We start from the raw sequence: 24,789 nt of genomic DNA, 5'->3' as shown, positions 1-24,789 counted from the left end.
GTTAATATACCATAAAAAGTAAAAAAATATAGCAATCTCCCCCCTAATTGTACAAAAATTCCTTTACAAAGCTTTCAATCCGTCTACCCTCAAGTTCACCTTTCCTGACGCAAATACAACGGAATACAAATGCTCCGGCGTGAGGTAAACCTTATCGGGTTCAATGGTGTTGAGCGCTCCTTTGAGGCTGATGCCCTCGGCTACCTTGTAATTTGCCAATGCTTTCTGTATGGTACTCTTTGCATCTGTAATCTGTGTACCTACGGGAAAAATCATCTTCTTTTCCATCATCCTGGTAAACTGCCCCTGCAACAGCCAGCTGGCTGTTTTTACCATTGCATTGCGGGTCTCCAGATCGTAGTCTAGTTCTTTAAAAGAAAGCTGCTGGGATGCAGGATCATACGTAGGGATACCTTTGAGAAATACAAATCCGTTGATACTTCCCTTCAGACCGGCCTTGATGACCAGCTTTTCATTCTGACCGTACATGTCAATAGAGGTGACTTCCACATACTGCCCGCCCAGAAAGGAAAATCTTTCCCCTGCAAACTTTGTCGTAGCAAGCCTGGCGGCATCTTTGTAGGAAATAAGGCTGATCAGCCCTACCTTAAATTCATCCGGTACCTGCGCCACTATTTTTAGGTTAGGGAGCTTGCTGCTGCCTTGTATTTCAGGCTTGGTGGCGGACGTAATGGTTTGCGTGTAACCTTTGATGCCGATGGTAGCCCGCAGCACATTGTTCTTGGCCAGCAATGGTGTCATCACTACCTCCCGGGGTGTTACCAGGAGCCAGGTATCAAACTCTTTAGCAAGCATAACCGGCTGACGAGCAAGGTTCCAGGCCAGCTCGGCATTTTTTTTCAATTCCAGATTGCCGGATACCTGCTCGTCTATCGCAGTTGTGATTTTATCAAAATTCTTGTTCAGCATCCGGCTCACCATGCTCTTGATAGGGATTTTGAATGCACCCACCTTTACATTCGGCTCCGAGATCCAGTCATAGCTGTCTACATAGGTCTCCGACCGGATCTGCCAGTTAGGCTGAATACCGATCTTTGAAATCAGCCGGATGCGCAGCGAAAACTCCGTATCCTTATAGCCCGACATCGTCATCCCGAGGGGGCTGATCTTGTAACCCGCACTCACCCAGATTTTAATCGGAACCTCAAACAAAAAGGAAGAATCAATGGCAACGATCTTGATCGGGCTCAGTTTCCAGACTTTGGCTTTCAGGTTATCCTGATTCTCGTCCTCGTAGCTGTTGTCCTCATAAATAACGCCCTGGATACGCGCATTAAGCTGATTTTCAATTTCCTGAATAGGAAGCTCAACCGGCACGTTCAGTACCGAAAGATGTTTTTCATTCTGGATTTCCTGATCCGAGTATTTGTAGGCTTCCATAGGTGCTTTGGGATCGGGGCTTTTCGGCCGGCATTGCCACAGGCACACCGAAGTGCCCATGATGATCAGCAACAACCAGCATTTCACATTGATCTTACTTGATTTTAACAAGGGTTGCACCGTATCCGAACTTTTCTTTTTGTGCATCTCTAAAAAATTGTACGTGCTGGTTTTTGCCAAGCCGCCGGTGAAGCTCACTTTTCAGCTTTCCGCTTCCTGCCCCATGAATAAACGTGATCTCTTCCATTCCGTTTGCAATAGCCATTTCGAGGTTACTTTCAAAGGCGGCCAGCTGCGCCTGAAGGATCTGGTCACCCGACAAACTCCGGATGTCCGTATCCAGTTTTTCCGCATGAAGATCTACCACATCACTGGGCTTGGCCAATCCGGTGGTACCTGGCTGCACCACATTCAGGCCGTCTTTCAATGCATCAGGCAGGTCACCCGCAGCGGACTGTTCCTTTTTCAGGTTTTCTATATCCAGCTGATATACAAATGCATCCTTGTCCAGTACGGGTGCCTTTTTCTTGTTTTTATAAAAAGATTGCGCTCTGCATTTGATCCGGGTCGTTAAGCCCTGTGGCAGTACATGGATACCCGTCCTGTAATAAAGCATCCTGAACTCAAATGTGGGCCAGGCTTCAAAATCCTTTACCAATAATTCGGTCAGCTTTTGTGCTGAACGTGGCTGCAACACGCCGCCAGCCAGCCCGTTACTAACCTGCTCCGATGTTGCGGCAGCCGTAAACGGGAGAATCCAGTCGGTGTTGTTAATCAGGTGTGCAGTTACTGCCCGGTCATTTACCGATACAAATGCAAGATAAATTCCTTTTTCGGCAAACGGCTGATTACGAGGGACCACCGGCTCGGGAGTAACTTTCCGCACTGCGTCATCCTTGACCATCCGCTGCGATTCTACCGGCGAAATCGTTACGATTTCCTTTTTCAGTACCGGAATCCGGAAACCATCCTCTATTTCAACTTCCACTACATTTCCAGGCAGAAAAGCATAAATAACGCCCTCTTCCCTGCCATGTACCAACCTTACTTTATCTCCGATATTCATTTTTGTGTATTTAAAAATAGAAGGGTTTGAATCCAAACCCGTTTTTGTCTATCTGCAATGCAGGTGCCGGGATTTTCAGCGAACCCGCCAGAAAACCCAGTGTACGAACAAATTTACTCCGCGTTTTGATCCTCGTCAGGTCAATGTCCAGAGAAAGATAAAACTGCCGGTAAGGCACATACCCCATTTCTTTACTTTTGCTTTGCTCAGCGGATACCATATCGTGAATGCCATATCCCACCGAAATGCAGAGCCACTCCGGCCAGCCCGAACCTTTGAAGAATGTCCCCGGACTGGCTGAGAGCCAATAGGTTTGTCCATTGTAATCTTTCAGCCAGCGCTCATATGGATTGCTGCCGAGCAAACCCGGCCTCACTGCCGCCAGCCGGGTTGAATGAAATGAAAACTTGGGCTGAATGCGCGGCTCATCCCACCATGCAACCTGCAGGAGATAGATCGCCGAGCCGGCCATATTGGCTACCATATCCCCGGGCGAGAAGCCATAATCGGGAGAAAATCCATCCAGGATTTCAATAGGAGTTTGAAAAATAATCCCTGAAACTGCACCGTAAATCAGCATTTGCTTCTTTGAAATGCCTGTTTTCCGGTAAATGGCGGCCGTATGGCGCGCAATCTGGTACGATGTGTAAAGGTGCCCCATTTTGTCCATTTGGAGCCACTCGTACGTATCATCCTTAATGGTGAAGTTGGTCAGCGGATTCTTGTACCATGATCTGCTGAGTCCGTACAAGGTGCCCAGGTACAAGGCAGACTGCCCTGCAAAAATACCCCGCAGCCGCTTATAGTTGGGGCGGACAGCCGTATCTGCCTGCACCCTGGCCGAATTGGTCTGCGCAAAAAGCGCCTCCCTGCCGCTCAGCAGGAAAACCAGTAAAATGAAGGTAAAAGATCGGAGGCAGGTACTTGAAAAGTATTTCGTCAAAACTGGAAATCTGTTATTCGGCCACGGCATGGGTTAGTAGCCGCCATGGTACTTTCTCAAACCCCATTCTACCCCCAAAAGCAGGATAAGCACAAAGAAAAGCCATTTCATAAAAATAAGCTCTACCATGTCCTCCATGCTGTCGAGGCGATCCGCGGGCCTGTTTTCCCGGAGTTTTTGTAAAAATGTGCTGAGTGAAGCCGCAGTCAGGAATTCGCCTCCTGAACGTTTGGCCAGCTCGCGGAGCATTCCAAAATCTGCGGTAGTATTGTTCATTTCCAGATCAGCATTGCGTACAACAAACTGCCCGGTGACACGCTCCTGCTTTCCAAGCACAGTAGCAGATGCCGCATACTGATACACGCCGTCCGAAAGACCGCTCACATTGAAGCGCGGATTTTCTTTGGTATGGGTGTAGGCAAACTGCCGGTTCCTGCCTTTTTCATCACGGATGTCCAGCTTCACCTCCTGCCCAAAAACCGGCTCGTAGATATCATTATAGATTTCAGTCTGAAAAATAACCTGCTCGCCCGCATCAAATTCATTACTCACAGGATATACCCTGAACTTTCTTTTATCCTCCCGCACAGAAAGTACCTGTATGATCTTCTGAAAAAAATTATCAACTACCTCCTGGCTGCCGGTCTGTGCAAACTCTTCCTGGCGCCATTGCCAGATTCCCTCCCCGGCAAGCACGGCGGTTTTCTGCTCACCATTGGTATTAAGTACCAGCAGCGGTTTGCTGGTGTTCAATGTTCCAATTTTTTGAAAAAGCACGGTTTCAGATCCTGAGGATACGTTGTACTCGCCAAAAGGCACTGAGAGCGGCGGCAGACGTTCAAGCAGTTTCAGATTTTCGGGGTCGAAGTTTAGCTGCTGGAAAGAGGTATTGTACCGTGCGGTAACTTTGTCTGTCTGGTTGCTGGAAGTATTGATCGTCAGGGAACGGTTCAGCGAGTTGGCCAGCGGCACGGCCGACTGGTTTCCCAGCACAAAAAACAAAGGTGTTTTCTCGTCTATGTACTTCCTTACCAATGCATTGCCCAATCCAAGCACATTGGGTACCTGGTGCAGGATTACCAGATCATAAGGTTTGGCAGCCGGGGGCGTGTTGGAGATGGAGAGGATATTTACATCCAGCTCATAATTGTCATTTGCCTCAACCAGGCTACGGATGCTTTTGATGTCGGGATGCGGCGCCAGAGCAAGTAGCAGGATCTTTTGCCGGCCATCGATAATGTCAATGTAAACATCTTTCTTATTGTTGCCGACAGAGGTTTCACCGGAAACATTGCCCAGCTCAATGGTAAAATGCTGCACGCCTTTCTGACTGGATGAAGCCTTAAAGTTCACCGCATTGAAGTAAGCCGGACTGTTGATATTCAAATTCTGAGTGGATATTACCCTGCCATTCTGTTTCAATGTGATGCTCGTCGACTTGCCGGCTAATCCATTTGCAACGATTTCGGCCCGGATCGGAAATTCATTACCGAGGTAGGCAATGCGGTTGGTTACTACATCCTTGATCCGGATGTCCAGATCAGGCACGGTATCCCCTACTGCGAGCGTACTGATACGGAATGGAAACTGATTGTAGGTTGGGGATATGCCCTGGTTCACGATCCCGTCAGAAACCAGCACGACATCGGTCAGGTTACGTCCTTCAAAGTTGCCCTTAACCGTTTGCAGCAGCCCGTTGAGGTCTGTTTTATTTTCATTAAAACGAATGGAATCCACGTCAGCAGCTGTGCGGTTTTTGTCCAGCGTTTGCACACTGACTTCAAACCCCTCAGCCGCCAAGCTCGCTGATGCCTCCCTGATCTGGCGGATCAGCGCCTGCGCATAGGGTTTTACCGACTCCGAATTGTCGATCGCCAGCACAATTTTCGCCTTATCGACGGAAGTTTCTGTTTTTTTGACCAGCGGGCTGAGCAGCAGAAAACAAATCAGCGATACCGCCACTCCCCTGAATGCGGCCAGGAGGTAGTTCACTTTTTTACCCCACGACGCCGAAGGCTGGTACAGCAGGTAAGCATATGCCACACCAGCAATCAGGCAAAAAAGAATGAACCAGTAAGGAGTTTGGAAAATGAGTTCAGACCGCATGTATCAACAAAAAAAGCTGGCAGCTTACAATATACAATGAATCTGCCAGCTATTCCATTAACGAAGTAAAAGTCTAGGTCAGCATACCGCCGTCCACCTGAATTACCTGTCCGGTGATATACCGCGAAAGATCCGAGGCCAGGAACACGCAGGTATCGGCCACTTCTTCGGGCCGGCCACCGCGCTTCATGGGAATGGATTGCTTCCATTCTTCCATGGCTTTTGGGTCGATCACACCGGTCATTTCCGTTTCAATAAAGCCTGGCGCTACGGCATTGGACCGGATGTTGCGGGAGCCGAGTTCGAGTGCGACCGATTTGGTAAAACCGATAATACCCGCCTTGGAGGCCGCATAATTAGCCTGGCCGGCATTTCCACTTATTCCTACTACCGACGTAATATTGATGATAGAGCCGCTTTTGGCACGCATCATCGTTTTGATGGCAGCCTTGCTCAGGTTGAACACGGATTTAAGATTAATCCTGATCACATCATCCCATTGCTCTTCACTCATGCGCATCAGCAGCCCGTCGCGGGTTACGCCTGCATTGTTGACCAGCACGTCCAGCTTCCCGAAGTCGGCCACCACACTGGTGATCAGCTCGTCGGCAGCCGTGAAGTCCGAAGCGTCGGAACGGTAACCCTTGGCGCGCACGCCGAATTGTTCCAGTTCTTTGACCAATGCCTCCCCTTTTTCCACGCTGGACAGGTAAGTAAATGCCACGTCGGCACCTTCTTCGGCCAGGCGCAATGCAATGCTCCGCCCGATTCCTCTCGACGCTCCGGTAACCAGCGCAACCTTGTTTTCGACTATTTTCATAAGTAAAGTTGAAGTTCTTTTTTTAGGTCGGCAAAAATAGAGAATGTATCAGATTTGGGCAAAGAGTATTGCACTACACTCTGTAAGTACTTATATTAGTACTTTATTAAATACTTAAAGCCATGATCGCAGCTAATTATACCGAGTTTAGAAACGGATTAAAAAAGTTTCTTGATGAGGTGGAGGAAAATCATGAAACGCTCATTGTAAAGAGAGGTACAGGAAAAGGTACTGTCGTCATTTCCCTGGATGAATACAATTCCATGCTGGAAACCATGCATTTACTTAGCTCCAAGAAGAATGCTGAGCGGCTGTACGAGTCTGTAAGCCAGATGAATACAGGAAAAACAATTACGCTGGACGAGCTGCCTTCCGAGCAATGAAAATCGTTTTTTCCGAAAATGCCTGGGATGACTATAAATCCTGGCAGGAAGAAGACAAAAAGATGGCAAAACGGATCAACGATCTGATCAAAGACATTCAGCGCCATCCATTTGAGGGTATTGGTAAACCTGAACCATTAAAGTTTGACTTCAAAGGCTACTGGTCCCGCCGGATTGATCAGGAACATCGCCTGGTTTATAAAATCGAGAACGACTCCCTGCTGATATATGCCTGCCGGTACCATTACGACCGGTGATATGCTTGGATAGTCCGTTTTGCCGGGCAGTATTTCGTGGCACGACTGTTTCCGCTGCTCTTTGTTTTTATACCAAAACAAAAAGAAAATGGCAGAGACAACAAAAACCGCGCTCATTACCGGCGGTTCAAAAGGCATTGGCTACGGAATTGCAGAAGTACTCATCAGCGAAGGCATTAAAGTGGCGGTAACCAGCCGCTCTAAACAAAATGCAGAAGAAGCCGCAGCCCGGCTCAACCAGATCAGGGAGGGTTATGCACTCGGCATCGAGTCGGACGTAAGAAGCTTTGAATCGCAGCAGCTGGCCGTGCAAACTGTAATTGAACATTGGGGACAGCTGGATTATTTCATAGCGAATGCAGGTGTGGGGCACTTTGCACCGATCCAGGAACTTACTCCCGAGCAATGGCGCGAAACCATCGACATCAACCTGACCGGGGTGTTTTTCAGTGCCAAAGCATCTGTCGACGCACTGACCGAAACAAAGGGCTATTTCATCACCATTTCCAGTCTGGCAGGAACCAACTTCTTTGAAAAAGGCACTGCCTACAATGCGAGTAAATTCGGCGTAGTAGGCTTTTCACAGGCTATGATGATGGACGTCCGGAATGCGGGTATCAAGGTGACCACCATCATGCCGGGCTCCGTCGCTACGGAATTCAACAACCACGCACCATCAGAAAAAGATGCCTGGAAAATCCAGCCGGAAGATATCGGCCGCATTGTTTCAGATCTGATCAAGCTGCCGGCACGCACCCTGCCGAGCAAGATCGAAGTTCGGCCAACCATGCCTTCCAAATAGCGCTTTGTGGGAGAAAGCACGCGCTGCCTTCTCCCACTTCTATATTTTATACCAGCTTCTGAACTTCCAGCCTGCAAATACCAGCATGGCGGCGGCCAGAAGCCAGGGCGGAATGTGGTACATGATCAGCAGGGTGGCAGCAATGAATGCAAAAAGTATCGTGGGCAGGCAGTCTTCCAGCAATCCTCTTTTTTTGTAAAAGAACAGGTGCAGCAACACCAGCCCTCCCAGCCCCAGCAGGTAGAGCTGGCATATTTCTGTAAATACAAGTTTTTCACTCCTCAGCATCATCAGCGACTCCGGCAGGATCAATGCGGCATGTACCAGCACAACCCTGAAAAAGCGGGTGTAAGCAGCTACCGGCAGCGATCGTGTCCACAACCATACTTCCTGCTCCCATTTAAAAACCTCAAACGAAATACCTGCATTGAGCAAGTAAGCCAGCGCCATACCAACCGCAGGCAGCCGCAGATCGTACGTGTCGGTAGCGTAGTAAAGCATGGTTGCCGAACAAACCAGCATTGCGCCCAGCTTGCCCAGCAGCAGGGTCACTCCTTTTTCAAGAAACAGCCATTCGATTGTCCAGGCCGGCCAGGAGGCGGGTCTTTGAAAAGGCAATTTTGATCTGCCGTCCCTTTTTTCCATCACCCTGTGCGGATGTCCGAGGCGGTACTTCACAGCGGCAGTAAGGATACCAAGCATTGCTACCCAGCAAGCCGCTACCAGCCCCAGGGACCGGAAATGTGCGTGAGCGAATGCGGTTAAAAGCAGGTAAATGCCATACAAGAAAACAGGCATCAGCAATCCGAAAGCGGCTCCGGCAAGCCTCGCCCACTGAACCGTCGACGGCAGCAGGCCAGCCTGGTACATGAAAGCATACTCCTGCCGCAGCCAGAGCTGGTTCACAAACTGGGCGCAAAAGAGAGTATAAGCAAGCCAGACGCCGGCGAGATAGAAGATGCCGAAAGCGTCCGTCAGAAAGAAAATTGCCAGTGCCTGATGCTCCTGTGCTCTCAAAAACCCGAAAACAATCCCAAGCACCACAAAAAAGAACCCGGACTTTTGTCTGAAAAACTCGCGCACAGTGGCCGTAACCAGCACTTTCATAAGCATACGGGAACCAGGTTTTTGTTGGCCAAGGAGTATGAGCCTGTTAAGGCGAGGCCCTCGTCCCGGAACGACTGGTGCGACGATAGCAGGAAAGTAGTACCCTGCTCATGGTAAGCGCGTATCAGGGTAAAAAGCGCAGCTCTGGCTTCCTGATCAATCGTGATCAACGGCTCATCCAGGATAATGACCGACGGACGGCCCAGAAAACTCAGTGCCAGCGATACCTTTTTGACCATCCCGCTGGAACAGCTGCCAAATGGATGCTGTAAATAGTTGATACCTAACACGCCCGTGAGCTCCTCCACCTGCCCCGCAGGGCTCTGACGTGCCTCTGCCACAAAGGCGAGCAGGTCGGCCGGAGTAAGAAATGCAGGATACAGCGGCTCGGCCTCGCCCAGGCTTAGCCGCAGCCGATATGCTACCGGGTTGGTTGCAAGGTTAAAAGTCTGCTCAAGCAGGATGGTACCGGTAAAAGGGAGCATGCCGGCCAGGGTGCGAAAGAGCGTCGATTTGCCTGCTCCGTTTTCACCCTGTATCCAGTAAATGCCTGTGCTGATCTGCCATGAAGGAATGTATAACACTTCCCGGCTCCCATACCTTTGGCGCAGGTTGCTGATTTCCAGTACCATTATTTATTTTTCAAAAATCCGGAAAGACACTCATGACTGCCAACTCAGCTATCAAAACAGCTTTGCAGAAACAAATCAACATAAATCCGAATATCATAGATTTAAATTTCCGGTTTGCTACATTGTACCAAATATTGCTTCTATTGATTGGCAACTTAGAAGCACAACCCTATATTTGAAAAAATTTTAAAAATACCTGGCTACCGAAAAAGTACCGGTAAAACTTTCCAACCTCATCCACTCATGACATCAAACCGCCGGTCCTTTCTGCGCCTGTCCGCTTTCGCGATTCCTTTTGGAAAAATCAGCGGGTTGCTGCCCAAAAAAGCAGCGAACATGCCCATCGTCGTGTCCACGTGGGACAGCGGACAAATATCGAACGGTGCTGCATGGCCCGTACTTGAAAAAGGCGGAAAGGCTATTGATGCGGTGGAGCAGGCGGCGATCGCCATTGAAAATGATATTAACTGCTGTGTAGGACTGGGCGGCAATCCCGACCGCGACGGCCGAGTGACGCTGGACGCCTGCATCATGGACGAAAAATCCAATTGCGGCTCCGTCGCCTTTGTGGAGCGCATCAAGCATCCTATTTCACTGGCAAGAAAGATCATGGAAACAACGCCGCACGTATTTCTGGTGGGCGAAGGTGCGCAGCAGTTTGCCATAGCCAATGGTTTTCCGCTCGAATCAGGCAAGCTTTCCCCGGATGCGGAAAAGGCATACAAGCAGTGGCTGGTCAAATCCGAGTACAAGCCGGTCATGAACATTGAGCGCCAGCAATCGCATCCGAAAGGTCACGGCCCGTTTGCTCCTATGCGGCTGGAAGACGGCTCTTTCAACCATGATACGATGGGCACGATTGCACTGGACGCCAAAGGAGATGTATCGGGCATGTGCACTACCTCCGGTATGGGTTTCAAAATGCGGGGCCGCGTGGGCGACTCACCGGTGATCGGTGCAGGTCTTTTTGTAGATAATGAAGTAGGTGCGGCCACCTCTTCGGGTCAGGGTGAGGAAGTGATCCGTGTTTGCGGCACGCACCTGGTGGTGGAGTTTATGCGCAACGGACTATCACCCGGGCAGGCCTGCAAAAAAGCGGTGGAACGCATTGTAAAACGGGATCCCGAAAAGGCTAAGAATTTTCAGGTCGGATTTATCGCCATCAACAAGCAGGGTGAAGTAGGTGCCTATGCAGTTCAGAAAGGTTTTAACTATACCGTGACCCAAAAAGACGGTAAAGGCAAGGTCTTCAATTCAGAGAGCTATTTTGCCTGAGCAGGTTGCCAGGAATTTCTTTTATTTTTTTCCAGATGAAGTTTAAACTTACCCTTATGGCCGGGCTGCTGCTATCGGCCCGTTTGTTTGCGCAGCAGCATGCAGAGCAGGATCACTCCAAGTATGTAGCTCCTACCGACCCGCTGGTGCAGCAAAAACTCGCCAAATGGCAGGATATCAAGTTTGGTCTCCTGATGCACTGGGGGACGTATAGCCAGTGGGGTATTGTGGAATCGTGGTCGCTGTGCCCGGAAGATGAAGGCTGGTGCGAGCGCCGGGGACCGCATGCGCATGACTGGTACGAGTACAAGAAAGCCTATGAAGGTATTGCCAAAGAATTCAATCCGGTCAAATTTGATCCCGAACGCTGGGCAGCCGCCGCCAGGAATGCAGGCATGAAGTACGTGGTGTTTACAACCAAGCACCACGATGGCTTTGCCATGTTCGACTCCAAATACACCGATTACAAGATCACCAACACGCCTTTTAAGTCCAATCCGAAAAGCAACGTTACCAAGGAAGTACTTGCCGCTTTCCGTAACCAGGGATTCATGACGGGCACCTACTTCTCGAAGCCGGACTGGAACAATGAATATTACTGGTGGAAATACTTTCCGCCCAAAGACCGCAACGTATCGTACGATCCCAAAAAGCGGCCCGAGCTTTGGAACAAATTCAAGGATTTCACTTATAACCAGATTGAAGAGCTGATGTCGGATTATGGCTCTGTGGATATTCTTTGGCTTGATGGTGGCTGGGTCCGGCCTTTCAGCACCATTGATCCGAATATCAGCTGGCAGAAAACCATTCCTTATGATCAGGACATTGATATGGCACGCATTGCCAAAATGGCCCGCTCGCACCAGCCCGGTTTGCTGGTCGTGGACAGGACTGTGACGGGAGAGTTTGAAAACTACGTGACCCCGGAGCAGTCGATCCCGGATCATCACATGCCAATTCCCTGGGAATCGTGCATGACCATGGGTGACTCATGGTCGTACATTCCGAAAGAGAATTTCAAATCAACCCGCAAGCTGGTTCATACCCTGGTGGATATCGTGGCCAAAGGTGGTAACCTGCTGCTTAACATTGCCCCGGGTCCCGACGGAGCCTGGCACAAGGAGGCTTACCAGCGCCTGGAAGAAATCGGAAAATGGATAAATGTGAACGGAACGGGCATTTACGAAACCAAACCCCTGGCTCCCTACCGGCAAGGCAAATGGGCCTATACACAAAAAGGAAAAACGACTTACGCGTTCTACCTGGCCAACGAAAATGAAAAGCTCCCTGCCACATTGAAGCCCGAGGGCCTGGCGCTTACGGCCAATACCAGGATTACGCTGGCAGGCAATAAAAAAGCATTGAAGGTAAAGAATGGCGGCATTGAACTACCCGCCAAGGTTATCACCGAGGCAGGTGTGCAGCCAGCTTATCTGTTTGTGATTGACTAGGATTTGGGCGGGAAAGACTGATACACACTTCCCCGCACCAGTACCCTGAGCAATGTAATATTGGGATGAATGTATTCCATCCCTACGCGCCAGTCACCAATGCGGATGCGATAGTAGTTTTCACCGGCCTTCTGACCTTCAATGCGTCGGTAATCAACGCCGGATGTTTCCAGGTTCTCAGCTGATGCAAGTTTTTCCATCATTTCAAGAACTTTTACCTGGATATGGGAAGGAACGTTACGAAGATCTTTATGAAACCTTTTAACGTAATTCACTACCATCCCATTTCCTTTTTCAGGTTCGCAACGGGTAAAATGGTTTCATCTTTTTCGGCACGCATCAATTCAAGCAGAAAGAAGTCTTCGAGCTTTTCGCTGTCTATAATATCGAGGATCTGCTTGATTTCAGAAGGCGTCCAGCTCCCGCGCTGCTTCTTAACACTGAAAGTGGGTGCAGGCATACCGATCTGTTCTGCCAGATATGCATTTTTATAACCTGACTTGTTAATCAACGTTCCCATGCTTTTTTTCAATTCCATATAGTTTTCGACGATATTGAACATAAATGAAGTTGTTTAAGAACGTTGATCTGATATCAAAAATAGCAATAAAATTAAGAATTTTGTTATGATCGTGAAGAAAGCCTGGCATGACCTATCCTCATTAAATACTGCATGAAGATGCGGTTTAAAAATAGATCAACTGTTTTAAAAAAAGCCGATCTTCACTGCTTCATCTCTGTGCAAATTACCTACTTACCTGATAAAAGATGATCAAACCACTAACCTGCTTATTCTTCCTAACTGCCTCCCTTTCCTTCGCCCAATCTCCTCCCAAACCTTACGGCGCGCTGCCTGCAGCCAGGCAGATCGGGTGGCATGAGACGGAAGTTTACGGAATTATGCACTTTACCCCGACTACCTTTGAAAACAAGGAATGGGGCTATGGGGATGCCGACCCGAAAACATTCAATCCATCGGATTTCAATGCAGAACAGATTGTACTGGCTGCAAAAGCCGGCGGACTGAAAGGCATTGTACTGGTGGCCAAGCATCACGACGGCTTTGCACTCTGGCCGACCAAAACAACCGACTACAACATAACCAAAAGTCCGTTCCGCGGCGGCAAAGGTGACCTGGTAAGGGAAGTTGCAGACGCCGCACGCAAGCACGGCCTCAAATTCGGGGTGTACTGCTCGCCCTGGGACCGTAATAATGCAAAGTACGGAACGCCCGAATATCTGAAAATATACCGCGAACAACTGCGGGAGCTGTATACCAACTATGGTGAGCTGTTTATGTCGTGGCACGATGGTGCCAATGGGGGTGACGGCTACTATGGTGGCGCGCGTGAAAAACGCTCTATCGACAATACGACTTACTATCAGTGGGACTCCACCTGGACCAATCTTACCCGCAAGCTGCAGCCCAGCGCCAACATATTCAGTGACATTGGCTGGGACGTGCGGTGGGCCGGCAACGAAGACGGCAGCGTGAATGAAACTTCCTGGGCCACGCTGACGCCCAAACCGTCGGAAGGACAGAATGTGGCGGTACCCGGCCAGGCCAATGCAACGGAAAACCCCGGCGGAACGCGGGGCGGGAAGTTCTGGATACCAGCCGAATGTGACGTACCATTGCGAAAAGGTTGGTTTTATCATCCCAACGAAAAGCCAAAATCGCCCGACAAGCTTTTCGATCTGTACCTGAAAAGTGTAGGCCGGGGCGCGGCACTTGATTTGGGGCTGGCACCTGATACCCGCGGCCAGCTGCATGCCGATGACGTAGCTGCACTAAAAACCTTCGGAAACCGGCTGAGTGAGACATTTTCCATTAACCTGGCGGCAAAAGCTACGTCCAAAGCAGTGAATGTACGCGGGTACAATTCCGTTTACAGCGCCAAAAACCTGCTGGATAACAAATCCGAAACCTACTGGGCAACCGACGACGACTTCAAAACGCCCGAAGTGATCATTGACCTGGGCCAGGCTGCGACATTCGATATAGTTTGCCTGCAGGAATACATTAAACTTGGCCAGCGCATTGAGGAATTTGCCGTGGACACCTGGGAGAATAATGCCTGGAAGGAAATATGCAAAGGTACCAGCATCGGTGCCAAACGTCTCATAAAGCTGGAAGTACCCGTAACCGCACAAAAGGTAAGGCTCCGCATTACCAAATCGCCCGTGAGTATCGCACTGAGTGAATTCGGGTTGTATAAAGATTCAGAGTGACATACCCGAAAACCGACCAAAAAGCCGGGTCACTTTGGTGATCCGGCTTTTTGCATTTTTGTAAAACCAACTTAGAAGATGTTACTGAAAAATCATTAATAATATTCTGCAATCTAAATTAAATGCAGAATAGAATTTCAATTACGGGCTTCATTGCCTATTTTTGACTATTCTACCTTCATTGCTCCACATCTTGGCTGATTTTACAAAACTTACCGGGGATGCCGAACTTTGGACCTATTTCAGGCAGGGGGACGAAAATGCATATACTGAACTTGCCAGGCGGTACTACCGGACTTTACTGCATTACGGCCTTCGGTTTACGCCTAATCTGCAACTGGTAGAGGATATTTTGCAGGATTTACTCGTGCATTTATGGCTGCACAGGGACTCAATCAGCGACACGCCCTATGTAAAATTTTACCTGGTAAAAGCATTTCGTCACCGCATGATCAAGACTATCCGTCCATTGTCGGGCGAGGTGGAGCTGACTGATCATTTCGACAGCGTCAATCCCGAGTTTTCATCCGAAGACATGCTGATCGGTGACGAAACCGAAATTGCACTTACCCGGCAGGTCCGGAATGCCATCGATAAGCTTCCCGCCCGGCAGCAGGAGGTCATTTACCTTCGCTTTTTCCAAAATCTCCGTCCCGACGAAATCGCCGGACTTCTCTCTATCAATCCTCAGTCTGTCAGCAACATCATTCAGCGGGCACTCAGCAACCTGCGCGATTTGTGGCACACTGCCTACCCCATCCTGTTTTATTCCTTTTACCAAATTTTATATTAAGTTTTCAATATTAACAAAAATTTTATCCTGCAAGTGAGTATCTCCGCGATGTAACCGGATATTACTATAAAACCGTCTGCATCCGGCATGGACCAACACTACGCAGCACTTCTGGACCAGTTACTTGACGATCCGGCGTTTGGCGCCTGGGTACGCGGGAACAATCCTGATGCAGATGAAGCCTGGCACCATTGGGCGCAGGGTAGTCCCGGGCGCAGGGAAGTGTTGGAAAAAGCCAGGGCTGTAATCCTGGCGATGGAGACCAATGCCGGCCCTGTTTCAGACGAACACATTGACCGGAAAATCCGGGAAGCACTTGCCATTGCCCGCAACCGGGAAAGTGGGCGTGAACAAAAAACAGGTTTCCGCAGGCTTTCAGGAAAGATCTGGGCCATGGGAATAGCAGCTTCGTTGCTCATGGCATTGGGTATTGTACTAATTGTATTAAGAACAAGCCGCGAGCACATTCCAGCGGCACAAATGCAGCAACCTGAGCCGGGAGGAACATTTGTAAGCATTACCAATAAGGATCGCATGCTCCGCTATGTGCAGCTGCCCGACGGCAGCTCCGTCGTGCTGCATAAAAACAGCAGTATACAGTACCCGAGGCGGTTTGCCACCGCCAGGCGTGAAGTATCGCTAACTGGAGAGGCGTTTTTTGAGATCATCAAGAATCCGGACCAGCCCTTTTTTGTGTATGCCCATGAGCTTGTAGCCAAGGTACACGGAACAAGTTTCAGCATCAAAGCCGATGAAAGTGACCGTGAAGTAGTAGTGGCCGTCAAAACAGGCAAGGTATCCGTCTTTGCGAGTGCTGATGTCAATGCCCGGCGGTATCAGGACGAAAAAGAGCTGACCGCCCTGGTACTGGTACCCCGCGAGCAGGCGACGTTTGAGCGGGCACAGGCCAGGCTGGTACGAAGCCAGGTTAAAACACCGATGCTGTTGAATATCCCGATTGAAGATCAACTGTTCACCTATTCCGAAACTCCGGCGGGAAAAGTTTTTGACGAGCTCGGGCAGGCTTACGGCGTAGCGATCCGGTACGATGCGGAAGTAATGGGGCATTGCAGCATTACGGCAACTTTGGGAGACGAACCCCTCGAAAACAAGCTAAGGTGGATCTGCACCATTCTGGAAGCCGACTTCGAGATTCTGCCCGAGATGATCATTATCAAAGGAAACCCATGTAAATGATTATTCACCTAAACCACAAAACCGACTGACAAAAAACAAAAAGGGTGAACGATGTGGCGACATCATTCACCCGTAGAAAAATCCCCTCTCATTTTCTGACAATCTGAATGTCCCTTTTTGAGGGATACAGGGAATTATTTTGCTGATTTTTTTAACCTACAAAACAAACAAAAGTATGAAAAAAACCTTTTACCGGCAGAGTAAGCTGCTCAAAATTATGCGATTGAGCCTCATACAGTTGTTGATAGTCCTGGAATTTTCCGGGCTTGCATTTGCCCTGGACGGCTACGCGCAAACGGTACTCAGCCGACGGCTGACCATTAACATACGCGAGCAGAAAATCGGGGCTGCATTACAGCAGATCGAAAAGCTTTCGGGTGTGAATTTCATGTACAGCCCGGAGCTCATCCGCTCGCAGCGGAAAGTTACTTTTAATGCAAAGGACGAAAAGCTGGAAGCGATCCTCGACAACTTTCTGACACCATTGCAGGTGACCTATGAAGTGTCGGGCAAGCAGATCCTGCTCAAACGGGCCAATGCCAAACCCTCGCAGCAGCTGCCCGAAGGAAACGGCACGTCCACAAAAATGATCCAGAATGCAGATGTAACTGTGAGGGGAAAAGTGGCCGATGCGACAGGTGCCACCATTCCCGGCGCCACCATTGTGCTCAAAGGAAGTGCCTCAGTAGGTACCACTACGGATGCAGACGGCGCATTCTCCCTGCTCGTACCAGACGGCTCCTCCACACTGGTGGTTTCATCCATCGGGTATCTTACAAAAGAGGTGGATATTACCAACAGATCGCAGGTGGATATTGTACTGCAGTCGGATGTAAAAGCATTAACAGAAGTGGTGGTAACAGGCTACTCGTCCCAGTCCAAGAGAGATATTACAGGCGCGGTGTCAACCGTGGACGCTGCCGAGCTGACCAAAGTGGCAGCGCCCAATGTGGCTCAGCAGTTGCAGGGCCGGGTTGCAGGTGTTACGGTTACTTCCAATAATACGCCGGGCGGAGAGGCTACGGTCCGCATTCGCGGTTTTGGCACGATCAACAACAACGATCCGCTGTACGTGATCGACGGGGTTCCAACCAAAGGTGGCCTCAACAGCATCAACCCTAATAACATTGAGTCAATGCAGGTGCTGAAAGATGCCTCCTCAGCCTCGATCTACGGTTCCCGCGCAGCAAACGGAGTAATTATCATTACTACCAAAAAAGGCAAGGCAGGGGCTCCGCAGTTTACATTTAACTCCCGCGCAGGTATCCAGACCGGGAAAGTAAAACTAGACCTGATCAAGGACCCGCAGCTTTTCGGGGACCTGCTCTGGGCTCAGCGCCGGAATGCCGGCGTACTGACGGAAGGAAATCCCTCCCACCAGCAGTATGGAAACGGTGAGAATGCAGTTGTGCCGGATTATATTCTGGCCGGATCAAACTATGGCCTTTTTGAAGGTGACCCCAGAACTAACCCGTCATTGTACAACTATAACCGGACAGGATTTTATCAGATTGTAAAGGCAAACAAGGAAGGTACTGACTGGCACAAGGAAATCCTGAGGCCAGCGGCGATACAGGAGTACAACCTCGGCGCTACCGGTGGTACAGAAAACAGCCGCTATGCGATTGCATTGAACTACTTCAAGCAGGACGGCGTGCTCATCCATACTTCATTTGACCGCTACTCCCTGCGATCCAATACCGAATTTACATTCAAAAAACGCATTCGGCTGGGCGAAAACCTGGAACTGAGCTATACCGAAAACAAGGGTTACTACAACAACAACGGTACTGCGAGCTCATCGAACAACCAGGACGGTAATCCCATCGGAAACGGATATCGTATCCCGTCGATCATTCCCGTATATGATATTATGGGCAACTTTGCGGCTACCCGTGCTGCCGGCCTCGGCCCGGCTACCAATCCCGTAGCGCAGCTCTGGCGGACACGCAACAACCAGACCAACACCTTCCGTGCATTTGGTAATGCTTACCTGGAAGTGGATATTCTTAAAGATCTCACGGCAAAGTCGAGCATCGGTATTGACCTGACCAATGCGAACCGTGTGGGTTATACATTGCTTGACCTGGAAGAAGCCGAAATTGAGGCGGCAAATGCACTGACCAACGCGAGTGCCTACGACATCAATTGGACCTGGTCCAATACGCTGAACTACACCAGGACCATCGCCACTGACCATCGGCTAAGCATACTGGCAGGTACCGAAGCCATCAAAGGCCTTGGCCGCGACTTTTCTGCCACGCGTACCACATTCTTCTCGGAAGACCCGCAGTATATGTTCCTGAACTCAGGTACAGCGGGGATCGCCAACACAGGTGCAGGGTATCAATGGGCGCTGTTTTCCATTTTTGGTAAAATAAACTACTCGCTCAAAGACCGCTACCTGCTCGAAGCCACTGTACGTCGGGACGGATCGTCGCGCTTCGGCCAGAACAATCGCTACGGTACATTCCCGGCATTCAGCGCCGGCTGGCGGATTTCAGAAGAAGGTTTTATGAAGAGCATTTCCTGGATCGACGATCTGAAACTGCGTGGCGGCTGGGGACAAACCGGTAACCAGGAGATTGGTAACTACAATGGTTTCAGCACCTACCGGTCCAACCTGGGATTATCGTCCTATGCGATTGATGGTTCCAACAATGCGGTGCAGGCCGGGTTTGACACAGAAGCCTTCGGCAACCAGAACGCAAAGTGGGAAACCACCACGCAGACGAACATAGGGCTCGATGCAACTTTCCTGAAAGGCATGTTCGGCTTCAATCTGGACCTATATACGCGTACTACGTCGGACATGCTGTACCAGGTAAGTCTTCCGGCCACGCAGGGTGTGGCGACGATACCGTTTGTAAATGTGGGCGAAATGAACAACAAGGGGATCGACCTTGGGATAGACTTCAACAACAAAGCCCTGAACGGTGAGCTGACGTACGGCGTAGGTGTGAATTTTTCACATTACAAAAATGAAGTTAAAAAGCTGAACAACAGTTCAACTGCTGTACTACTGGGGCCGTCGATCAGGAGCTATACCTGGACCCGGTCGGTAGCCGGCATGCCGCTCTACTCCTTTTATGGATTGCAGATTGACGGTATCTACCAGAACCAGGGAGAAGTGGATGCAGGTCCCAAATACCCGGGCTATGCCGCTGTGGGTAAATACAAATACCACGACACGGACGGTGACGGCACCATTACGGATAGTGACCGGAAGTTTCTGGGCAACCCGCATCCGGACTTCACCTATGGTATCAACCTCAACATCGGTTACAAGGGATTTGATCTTTCGGCCTTTTTGCAGGGCGTACAGGGCAACCAGATCCTGAACATGGTGAAGCGGTGGGTCGACTTTAATAACCAGGCCGGTAACCGCAGCATGCGCATGCTCAATGAATCATGGACACCCCAGAACCCGGATGCCATCCTGCCAATCCTCGACGCAAACGACAGCCGGAGCCAGCAGCCATCGAGCTACTTTATCGAAGATGGTTCCTATCTCCGCCTGAAAAACCTGACAATAGGTTATACGATCCCAAATTCGGCCTTGTCGAAGATAGGGCTGACGAATGCCAGGATTTACTTCCAGGCTCAAAACCTGTTTACGTTCACCAAATACGAGGGCATAGACCCCGAGGTAACCTCAGTGGGCTCGACGCCGGGTTCAACGGTTCTGGGCGTGGATCAGGGCAACTATCCTAACTCGAAAATGTACCAGTTGGGCATCAACTTCGGATTTTAGGCATTGGTCAAAACATCACTTTTTTCAGCATTACATTTTACAGGTATGAAAAAGAAAATATGGTTACTCGGCAGCCTGATCTCGATGGGGCTGCTCACATCCTGCGGAGAAGAATTCCTCTCTACTACGCCGCTTGGAGTTGGAAACCAGGAAATGCTTTCCAATAAAACAGGTGTCAATGCGGTACTTATCGGTGCGTACAGCCTGCTCGACGGTGTAGGTGCTGGTCCGGTGAATACGTCAGCAGTGAGCAACTGGATTTATGGATCCATTGCTTCTGATGATGCGTACAAAGGCAGTGACGTGGGCGACCAGGCACAGATCACCACGATCGAGCGCTACATTCCGCAGGCGGATATTGGCGCCTACAATGACAAATGGGTTGCCTTATACGATGGTATCTCACGCTCCAATGACGTACTGCGCCTCATCGGAAAAGCGACCGACATGACCGATGCCGAGAAAGCTCAGGCTACCGGCGAAGCGCGTTTTTTGCGCGGCTGGTACCATTTTGAAGCAAAAAAGCTCTGGAATATGGTGCCTTATGTGGACGAAAATGTGACTGACTATATCAACCTGCCGAACAATGAGGACATCTGGCCGAAGATTGAGGAAGATTTTCAGTTTGCGATCGAGAACCTGGCAGCGACCAAGGCGCAGGTGGGCCGCGCCAGCAAATGGACGGCCAAGGCAATGCTGGCCAAAACCTACATGTACCAGCGGGATTACCAGGCTGCCAAACCTTTGCTTGTGGACATTGTGAGCAATGGTCCGTTCTCGCTCGTCAATAGCTTTCATGATAATTTCAGGATTACGACTGAAAATAACAGTGAGTCGATTTTTGAAGTACAGATGTCGGTAGGCGACGGCGGAGCCGGACAAAACGGAAGCTGGGGCGACAACTACAACTTCCCATACGGCTCGGCGCCGGGAGGCTGCTGCGGTTTTTACCAGCCATCGCAAAACCTTGTGAATGCATTTAAAACGGATGCAAACGGACTTCCGCTGCTCGATACGTTCAATGAAACGGATGTGAAAAATGATGAAGGGCTGGCCTCTGCCGACGCTTTCACGCCTTATACCGGCACACTCGATCCACGCCTCGACTGGACTGTGGGCCGCAGGGGTATACCCTTCCTGAACTGGGGTGTTCACCCGGGTAAAAACTGGATCCGTGACCAGACTTTCGGCGGGCCGTATACGTTCAAAAAGTTCTTTGCTTACAGTGGTGAAAATGCCGGTGCCGAGTCGCCCCGGGCCAATGCCAACAACTACCGCGCGATCCGCTTTGCTGATATTCTGCTGATGCGGGCAGAAGTAGCCGTAGAAGAAAATGACCTTCCTACTGCCCTATCGATCGTAAACCAGGTCAGGACCCGTGCGGGCAATGTGACTGAAATGACTGCGGACGGCAAACCGGCTGCCAACTACCTGGTCAAACCGTATGCATCGTTTGCCAATCAGGAGTATGCAAGAAAAGCGGTACGTTTTGAGCGCCGCCTGGAACTTGCCATGGAGGGCCACCGTCACTTTGACCTGGTCCGCTGGGGTGTAGCCGACGTAGTGCTGAATGCCTATATTGCCAAGGAAAAGAGCAAACGCTCCTACCTTAACGGAGCCACTTTTGTAAAAGGTAAAAGTGAATATTTCCCGATCCCGCAGGCTCAGATCGACATCATGGGAGCAAGTGTTTTGAAACAAAATCCCTAGCAAAAATGGAGAACAACCACAAAGGCTCCGAACTGGCGCCATCGCGGCGCGACTGGCTTAAAACAAGTATGCTGGGCAGTGCGGCACTCCTGGCCGGAGTACCGGCACAGGCAGCTCCGGAAGCAAAGAAAAAGGAGGGCAAACGATATCCTCTGGCCGTGTCTACTTACTCGTACTGGCATTTTCAGCAGGAAAAGTACCCCATCGAAAAGGTCATTGAGCATGCAGCCCGGCTGGGGTTTGACGGTGTCGAAATTTTGCACCGGCAAATGGAAAACGAGACGATCCCCTACATGAACAAGCTGAAAAGGCTTGCATTTGACAACGGACTTTCGCTCCCGCTACTATCTATCCACCAGAGTTTTGTACAACCAAAAGCTGAGGACCGCAGGAAAGATGTTGAACATACGATCAAATGCATTAACCTGGCTACGCAAATGGGTATTCCGGCAATTCGTATGAATACCGGCAGCTGGCGTACCGTGAAGCGCGATGCCAACTACTACAAAGACGGGAAAGAGCCACCGATGGAAGGTTTTACGGATAAGGACGCTATCAGATGGTGCATTGATTCCATGGGTGAATGTCTTGTCGCAGCCGAGAAAGCAGGTGTGGTACTGGCCATTGAAAACCACTGGGGCTTGTCGTCCAACATTGACTATCTGCTGGAAATTTACAAGCCGCTCGCATCGTCGCCGGCGATGGGCATGAACGTGGACACGGGCAACTTTGTAGGTGATCCTTACCCGCAGTTTGAACGCCTGGCGCCATACGCGACGATTGTTCAGGCTAAAACATATTACGGCGGCGGGCATTTTTATGACCTGGAACTGGATTACAAGCGGATTGCCTCCATTTTAAGGAAGGCGAACTTCAAGGGATATATTTCCTTGGAAATGGAAGGCAAGGAAGATCCCGAGACGGCCGTTTCGAAAAGCCTGAAACTGTTCCGGGAGGTTTTTAGCTAGGCAAAGGTTTTCATACTTATATTGTGTAATTGATCAAGTGCGGCTTCCCTGAGGCCGCACTTTTTTTAGCCACGGATACACGGATGTGCACGGATTATTTTTGATAGTGGTATCTGCACTGGACAATAATGATCCGGTCATTTTCCACCTTGTACACCAGCCTGTGCTCGTCAGTGATTCTTCTTGACCAATAGCCTGTAAAAGTTCAGGCGCAGCATTTCAGGCTTTCCAATCCCGAATGTGGGCGTCCTCATACAATCCTTCACAAGATCATTGATTTTCCGAAGTATGGCCTTATCTGTTTTCTGCCAGAAAATATAATCCTCCCAGGCATCAGGATGCCAGCAAAGCATCATTGCTCAGCGAGGCTATTTTTCAGCAGGATGTCTTTTTGAGATTCGATATCAGCAATAGCCCGGAATAATCGATCCCGGTTTGCGGGGCTTTGTGTCAGATATTCTGTAGTATCCCTGCCTGCCTTTTTGTCGAGAAGCAGGGCTTTGAGACGTTTGTATGATAAACTCTTAGGTTTCAACGGCTGCGGAATGGCGGTGTGCATGTGGTTTTTATGACTAGTATGCGTCATTGAGATTCAGTAGTAAGTAAAAGTAAAGTTCATTTGTACAATATCCTAAGTACTAGCTTTGTTCTTTGAAACTCGATAATTTGAATGTAAATTTGCGAGCGAAATTACTCTACAATTTTAGTATACTACATAGACTTTGAAGGAAGCGGCGGACATTTCACCCTCATCCGGAAGCAATGGAACGAGCGAATGGGAGTCATTGCAGGTAGCTTACATAGCCACCGGCAACCCTGAGGAAGACCGCCGTTTGGCCCGGCTTGCACGCGAAAAAGGACAGGCAGTTTTTCTGCGCGACCTACCTGGTGAGTCCGACAGCCGTTTTATCCCGGGCAGTACGCCTGAACCCATTCACATCCCCAAAACCAGGACTCCGCTGACCTGGGAAACCATACAGCAGAAGGTCTGGGCAGCCACCATTCGTAAAAGAACACGGACCGAAGTAGGCGTGAACATATTTTCCGCCCTGGCGCTCATGGTCATCGGGCACTTGCTGTTTACCTTTTTCACTTACGACAGGCTCACGGTACTCTGGAACGAGCTCGAACTGAATGAGAAGTTTTTTTACTACGTGGCAGGAGGATTTGTCGCACAGATGATTGATGGTGCACTTGGCATGGCCTACGGTGTGACGGCTGCCACTTTCCTCCTTACACTGGGCGTGCCGCCCTCGGCTGTCAGTGCCAGCGTACACAGTTCCGAGATTTTCACCAGCGGCGTGTCGGGCTATATGCATTTGAAGTTTGGCAATGTAAATAGCAAGCTTTTCAAAAAGATACTTTTTCCCGGCGTGCTGGGTGCAATTACCGGTGCCTACCTGCTTTCATCCCTTGAACAATACATCTACATCATCAAGCCGCTTGTTGCGGTTTACACCCTGATCCTGGGAATTCTTATCATTCAGAAAGCGTTAAAGAAGCGGGTTGAAAAACGTCCCATCAAGAATATCGGCTGGCTTGCGATGGCAGGCGGCACACTGGACTCAATCGGTGGCGGAGGCTGGGGGCCAATTGTTACTTCCACGCTGATTGCCAGGGGGCGGCATCCCAAATACACGATCGGCTCCGTCAACCTTGCGGAGTTTTTTGTGTCGCTGGCGAGTTCGGTAACCTTCATCAGCATCATCGGCTTTTCGCACTGGCAGGTGGTATTGGGACTGATACTCGGTGGAATGGTGGCTGCCCCTATTGCTGCAAACCTGTCGAGGCGGCTGCCTATCAAAACAATGATGATTATGGTAGGTACCATTGTGATCATTGTAAGCCTGAGAATTATTTATATGGTCCTGGCAGGTTAAAGTCAGGCAGTC

The 24,789-nt window shown here is 49.9% G+C and carries 24 protein-coding genes; 12 read left to right on the top strand and 12 right to left on the bottom strand.

Translation table 11 applies throughout. The features are described from left to right. Nucleotides 1–63: 63 nt before the first annotated feature. From HWI92_RS24630 to fabG, 5 genes are all read right to left on the bottom strand, one after another. Nucleotides 64–1,488: a DUF4403 family protein gene (locus HWI92_RS24630; protein ID WP_229248597.1), complete on the bottom strand. Its 1,425-nt coding sequence runs from the start codon at nt 1,486–1,488 to the stop codon at nt 64–66. Between the two features lie 7 nt (nt 1,489–1,495). Continuing rightward, nucleotides 1,496–2,467, bottom strand: coding sequence for a Smr/MutS family protein (locus HWI92_RS24625; protein WP_204660058.1), 972 nt, complete (start codon nt 2,465–2,467; stop codon nt 1,496–1,498). Between the two features lie 10 nt (nt 2,468–2,477). Continuing rightward, nucleotides 2,478–3,410: a DUF2279 domain-containing protein gene (locus tag HWI92_RS24620; RefSeq protein WP_229248589.1), complete on the bottom strand. Its 933-nt coding sequence runs from the start codon at nt 3,408–3,410 to the stop codon at nt 2,478–2,480. 33 nt (nt 3,411–3,443) lie between these two features. Beyond that, complete coding sequence (locus HWI92_RS24615) at nt 3,444–5,516, bottom strand: VWA domain-containing protein (protein ID WP_204660056.1); 2,073 nt, start codon at nt 5,514–5,516, stop codon at nt 3,444–3,446. 73 nt (nt 5,517–5,589) lie between these two features. Beyond that, nucleotides 5,590–6,336, bottom strand: coding sequence for a 3-oxoacyl-[acyl-carrier-protein] reductase (gene fabG / locus HWI92_RS24610; protein WP_204660055.1), 747 nt, complete (start codon nt 6,334–6,336; stop codon nt 5,590–5,592). Between the two features lie 122 nt (nt 6,337–6,458). On the opposite strand from fabG, the gene HWI92_RS24605 reads away from it, so the two are divergent. The 3 genes from HWI92_RS24605 to HWI92_RS24595 all read left to right on the top strand — a co-directional run bounded on the left by HWI92_RS24605 (nt 6,459) and on the right by HWI92_RS24595 (nt 7,778). Beyond that, complete coding sequence (locus HWI92_RS24605) at nt 6,459–6,719, top strand: type II toxin-antitoxin system Phd/YefM family antitoxin (protein ID WP_204660054.1); 261 nt, start codon at nt 6,459–6,461, stop codon at nt 6,717–6,719. Continuing rightward, nucleotides 6,716–6,976, top strand: coding sequence for a Txe/YoeB family addiction module toxin (locus HWI92_RS24600; protein WP_204660053.1), 261 nt, complete (start codon nt 6,716–6,718; stop codon nt 6,974–6,976). Before HWI92_RS24605 ends, HWI92_RS24600 begins: the two co-directional genes overlap by 4 nt. Nucleotides 6,977–7,064: 88 nt before the next feature. Further along, on the top strand, nt 7,065–7,778 hold the full coding sequence (locus HWI92_RS24595) for an SDR family oxidoreductase (protein ID WP_204660052.1): 714 nt from the start codon (nt 7,065–7,067) through the stop codon (nt 7,776–7,778). Nucleotides 7,779–7,817: 39 nt separating this feature from the next. On the opposite strand, the gene HWI92_RS24590 is transcribed toward HWI92_RS24595, so the two are convergent. Further along, nucleotides 7,818–8,891 (bottom strand): hypothetical protein, encoded by a 1,074-nt coding sequence (locus tag HWI92_RS24590; RefSeq protein WP_204660051.1) that lies wholly within the window; start codon nt 8,889–8,891, stop codon nt 7,818–7,820. After that, on the bottom strand, nt 8,882–9,517 hold the full coding sequence (locus tag HWI92_RS24585) for an ABC transporter ATP-binding protein (RefSeq protein WP_204660050.1): 636 nt from the start codon (nt 9,515–9,517) through the stop codon (nt 8,882–8,884). Before HWI92_RS24585 ends, HWI92_RS24590 begins: the two co-directional genes overlap by 10 nt. A 243-nt stretch (nt 9,518–9,760) precedes the next feature. On the opposite strand from HWI92_RS24585, the gene HWI92_RS24580 reads away from it, so the two are divergent. Both HWI92_RS24580 and HWI92_RS24575 read left to right on the top strand, forming a co-directional pair. Continuing rightward, nucleotides 9,761–10,792: an isoaspartyl peptidase/L-asparaginase family protein gene (locus tag HWI92_RS24580; protein WP_204660049.1), complete on the top strand. Its 1,032-nt coding sequence runs from the start codon at nt 9,761–9,763 to the stop codon at nt 10,790–10,792. Nucleotides 10,793–10,827: 35 nt separating this feature from the next. Continuing rightward, a complete protein-coding gene (locus tag HWI92_RS24575) occupies nt 10,828–12,243 on the top strand; it encodes an alpha-L-fucosidase (protein WP_204660048.1) in 1,416 nt (471 codons plus the stop codon). On the opposite strand, the gene HWI92_RS24570 is transcribed toward HWI92_RS24575, so the two are convergent. Together HWI92_RS24570 and HWI92_RS24565 are read right to left on the bottom strand one after the other, a co-directional pair. Next, nucleotides 12,240–12,446 (bottom strand): type II toxin-antitoxin system RelE family toxin, encoded by a 207-nt coding sequence (locus HWI92_RS24570; protein ID WP_204660047.1) that lies wholly within the window; start codon nt 12,444–12,446, stop codon nt 12,240–12,242. The two genes, HWI92_RS24575 and HWI92_RS24570, sit on opposite strands and share 4 nt — an antisense overlap. Nucleotides 12,447–12,517: 71 nt before the next feature. Continuing rightward, a complete protein-coding gene (locus tag HWI92_RS24565) occupies nt 12,518–12,805 on the bottom strand; it encodes a hypothetical protein (RefSeq protein ID WP_204660046.1) in 288 nt (95 codons plus the stop codon). A gap of 206 nt (nt 12,806–13,011) precedes the next feature. Here HWI92_RS24565 and HWI92_RS24560 point away from each other — a divergent pair, with 206 nt between their 5' ends. The 6 genes from HWI92_RS24560 (at nt 13,012) to HWI92_RS24535 (ending at nt 22,897) form a co-directional block, all read left to right on the top strand. Further along, the gene (locus HWI92_RS24560) at nt 13,012–14,475 is read left to right on the top strand and encodes an alpha-L-fucosidase (RefSeq protein ID WP_204660045.1); all 1,464 of its coding nucleotides are present in this window, start codon (nt 13,012–13,014) and stop codon (nt 14,473–14,475) included. A 193-nt stretch (nt 14,476–14,668) separates the two neighbouring features. Beyond that, entirely contained in the window at nt 14,669–15,268 is a 600-nt protein-coding gene (locus tag HWI92_RS24555; RefSeq protein WP_204660044.1) for an RNA polymerase sigma factor, read from the top strand. Nucleotides 15,269–15,355: 87 nt separating this feature from the next. Next, nucleotides 15,356–16,465, top strand: coding sequence for a FecR family protein (locus HWI92_RS24550; RefSeq protein WP_204660043.1), 1,110 nt, complete (start codon nt 15,356–15,358; stop codon nt 16,463–16,465). A gap of 175 nt (nt 16,466–16,640) precedes the next feature. Then, nucleotides 16,641–20,219 (top strand): TonB-dependent receptor, encoded by a 3,579-nt coding sequence (locus HWI92_RS24545; RefSeq protein WP_204660042.1) that lies wholly within the window; start codon nt 16,641–16,643, stop codon nt 20,217–20,219. Nucleotides 20,220–20,264: 45 nt separating this feature from the next. Next, on the top strand, nt 20,265–21,929 hold the full coding sequence (locus HWI92_RS24540; RefSeq protein ID WP_204660041.1) for a RagB/SusD family nutrient uptake outer membrane protein: 1,665 nt from the start codon (nt 20,265–20,267) through the stop codon (nt 21,927–21,929). Nucleotides 21,930–21,934: 5 nt separating this feature from the next. Further along, nucleotides 21,935–22,897 (top strand): sugar phosphate isomerase/epimerase family protein, encoded by a 963-nt coding sequence (locus tag HWI92_RS24535; protein ID WP_204660040.1) that lies wholly within the window; start codon nt 21,935–21,937, stop codon nt 22,895–22,897. A 94-nt stretch (nt 22,898–22,991) separates the two neighbouring features. Here the strand turns inward: HWI92_RS24535 and HWI92_RS25705 are convergent, their stop codons facing one another. From HWI92_RS25705 to HWI92_RS24525, 3 genes are read right to left on the bottom strand one after another with little or no spacing between them, the layout of a single operon-like run. Further along, the gene (locus HWI92_RS25705; RefSeq protein ID WP_445447115.1) at nt 22,992–23,054 is read right to left on the bottom strand and encodes a hypothetical protein; all 63 of its coding nucleotides are present in this window, start codon (nt 23,052–23,054) and stop codon (nt 22,992–22,994) included. Nucleotides 23,055–23,067: 13 nt separating this feature from the next. After that, nucleotides 23,068–23,253: a type II toxin-antitoxin system YoeB family toxin gene (locus HWI92_RS24530; RefSeq protein WP_445447111.1), complete on the bottom strand. Its 186-nt coding sequence runs from the start codon at nt 23,251–23,253 to the stop codon at nt 23,068–23,070. Next, complete coding sequence (locus tag HWI92_RS24525) at nt 23,250–23,456, bottom strand: hypothetical protein (protein WP_204660039.1); 207 nt, start codon at nt 23,454–23,456, stop codon at nt 23,250–23,252. Before HWI92_RS24525 ends, HWI92_RS24530 begins: the two co-directional genes overlap by 4 nt. A 163-nt stretch (nt 23,457–23,619) precedes the next feature. On the opposite strand from HWI92_RS24525, the gene HWI92_RS24520 reads away from it, so the two are divergent. Further along, nucleotides 23,620–24,777, top strand: a complete 1,158-nt coding sequence (locus HWI92_RS24520) for a sulfite exporter TauE/SafE family protein (RefSeq protein ID WP_204660038.1) — start codon at nt 23,620–23,622, stop codon at nt 24,775–24,777. Nucleotides 24,778–24,789: the final 12 nt, after the last annotated feature.

Source organism: Dyadobacter sandarakinus, assembly GCF_016894445.1.
Classification (GTDB): domain Bacteria; phylum Bacteroidota; class Bacteroidia; order Cytophagales; family Spirosomataceae; genus Dyadobacter; species Dyadobacter sandarakinus.
Note: the sequence above shows the minus strand (reverse complement) of the source record. Positions and strands in the feature narration are given on the sequence as shown.

Excerpts from the sequence above, each read along its gene's own strand:
- HWI92_RS24625 (WP_204660058.1), bottom strand. The coding sequence starts at position 2,467 with ATGAATATCGGAGATAAAGTAAGGTTGGTACATGGCAGGGAAGAGGGC.
- HWI92_RS24615 (WP_204660056.1), bottom strand. The coding sequence starts at position 5,516 with ATGCGGTCTGAACTCATTTTCCAAACTCCTTACTGGTTCATTCTTTTT.
- fabG (WP_204660055.1), bottom strand. The coding sequence starts at position 6,336 with ATGAAAATAGTCGAAAACAAGGTTGCGCTGGTTACCGGAGCGTCGAGA.
- HWI92_RS24605 (WP_204660054.1), top strand. The coding sequence starts at position 6,459 with ATGATCGCAGCTAATTATACCGAGTTTAGAAACGGATTAAAAAAGTTT.
- HWI92_RS24600 (WP_204660053.1), top strand. The coding sequence starts at position 6,716 with ATGAAAATCGTTTTTTCCGAAAATGCCTGGGATGACTATAAATCCTGG.
- HWI92_RS24595 (WP_204660052.1), top strand. The coding sequence starts at position 7,065 with ATGGCAGAGACAACAAAAACCGCGCTCATTACCGGCGGTTCAAAAGGC.
- HWI92_RS24590 (WP_204660051.1), bottom strand. The coding sequence starts at position 8,891 with ATGCTTATGAAAGTGCTGGTTACGGCCACTGTGCGCGAGTTTTTCAGA.
- HWI92_RS24585 (WP_204660050.1), bottom strand. The coding sequence starts at position 9,517 with ATGGTACTGGAAATCAGCAACCTGCGCCAAAGGTATGGGAGCCGGGAA.
- HWI92_RS24580 (WP_204660049.1), top strand. The coding sequence starts at position 9,761 with ATGACATCAAACCGCCGGTCCTTTCTGCGCCTGTCCGCTTTCGCGATT.
- HWI92_RS24575 (WP_204660048.1), top strand. The coding sequence starts at position 10,828 with ATGAAGTTTAAACTTACCCTTATGGCCGGGCTGCTGCTATCGGCCCGT.
- HWI92_RS24570 (WP_204660047.1), bottom strand. The coding sequence starts at position 12,446 with ATGATGGAAAAACTTGCATCAGCTGAGAACCTGGAAACATCCGGCGTT.
- HWI92_RS24565 (WP_204660046.1), bottom strand. The coding sequence starts at position 12,805 with ATGTTCAATATCGTCGAAAACTATATGGAATTGAAAAAAAGCATGGGA.
- HWI92_RS24560 (WP_204660045.1), top strand. The coding sequence starts at position 13,012 with ATGATCAAACCACTAACCTGCTTATTCTTCCTAACTGCCTCCCTTTCC.
- HWI92_RS24550 (WP_204660043.1), top strand. The coding sequence starts at position 15,356 with ATGGACCAACACTACGCAGCACTTCTGGACCAGTTACTTGACGATCCG.
- HWI92_RS24545 (WP_204660042.1), top strand. The coding sequence starts at position 16,641 with ATGAAAAAAACCTTTTACCGGCAGAGTAAGCTGCTCAAAATTATGCGA.
- HWI92_RS24540 (WP_204660041.1), top strand. The coding sequence starts at position 20,265 with ATGAAAAAGAAAATATGGTTACTCGGCAGCCTGATCTCGATGGGGCTG.
- HWI92_RS24535 (WP_204660040.1), top strand. The coding sequence starts at position 21,935 with ATGGAGAACAACCACAAAGGCTCCGAACTGGCGCCATCGCGGCGCGAC.
- HWI92_RS24530 (WP_445447111.1), bottom strand. The coding sequence starts at position 23,253 with ATGATGCTTTGCTGGCATCCTGATGCCTGGGAGGATTATATTTTCTGG.
- HWI92_RS24525 (WP_204660039.1), bottom strand. The coding sequence starts at position 23,456 with ATGCACACCGCCATTCCGCAGCCGTTGAAACCTAAGAGTTTATCATAC.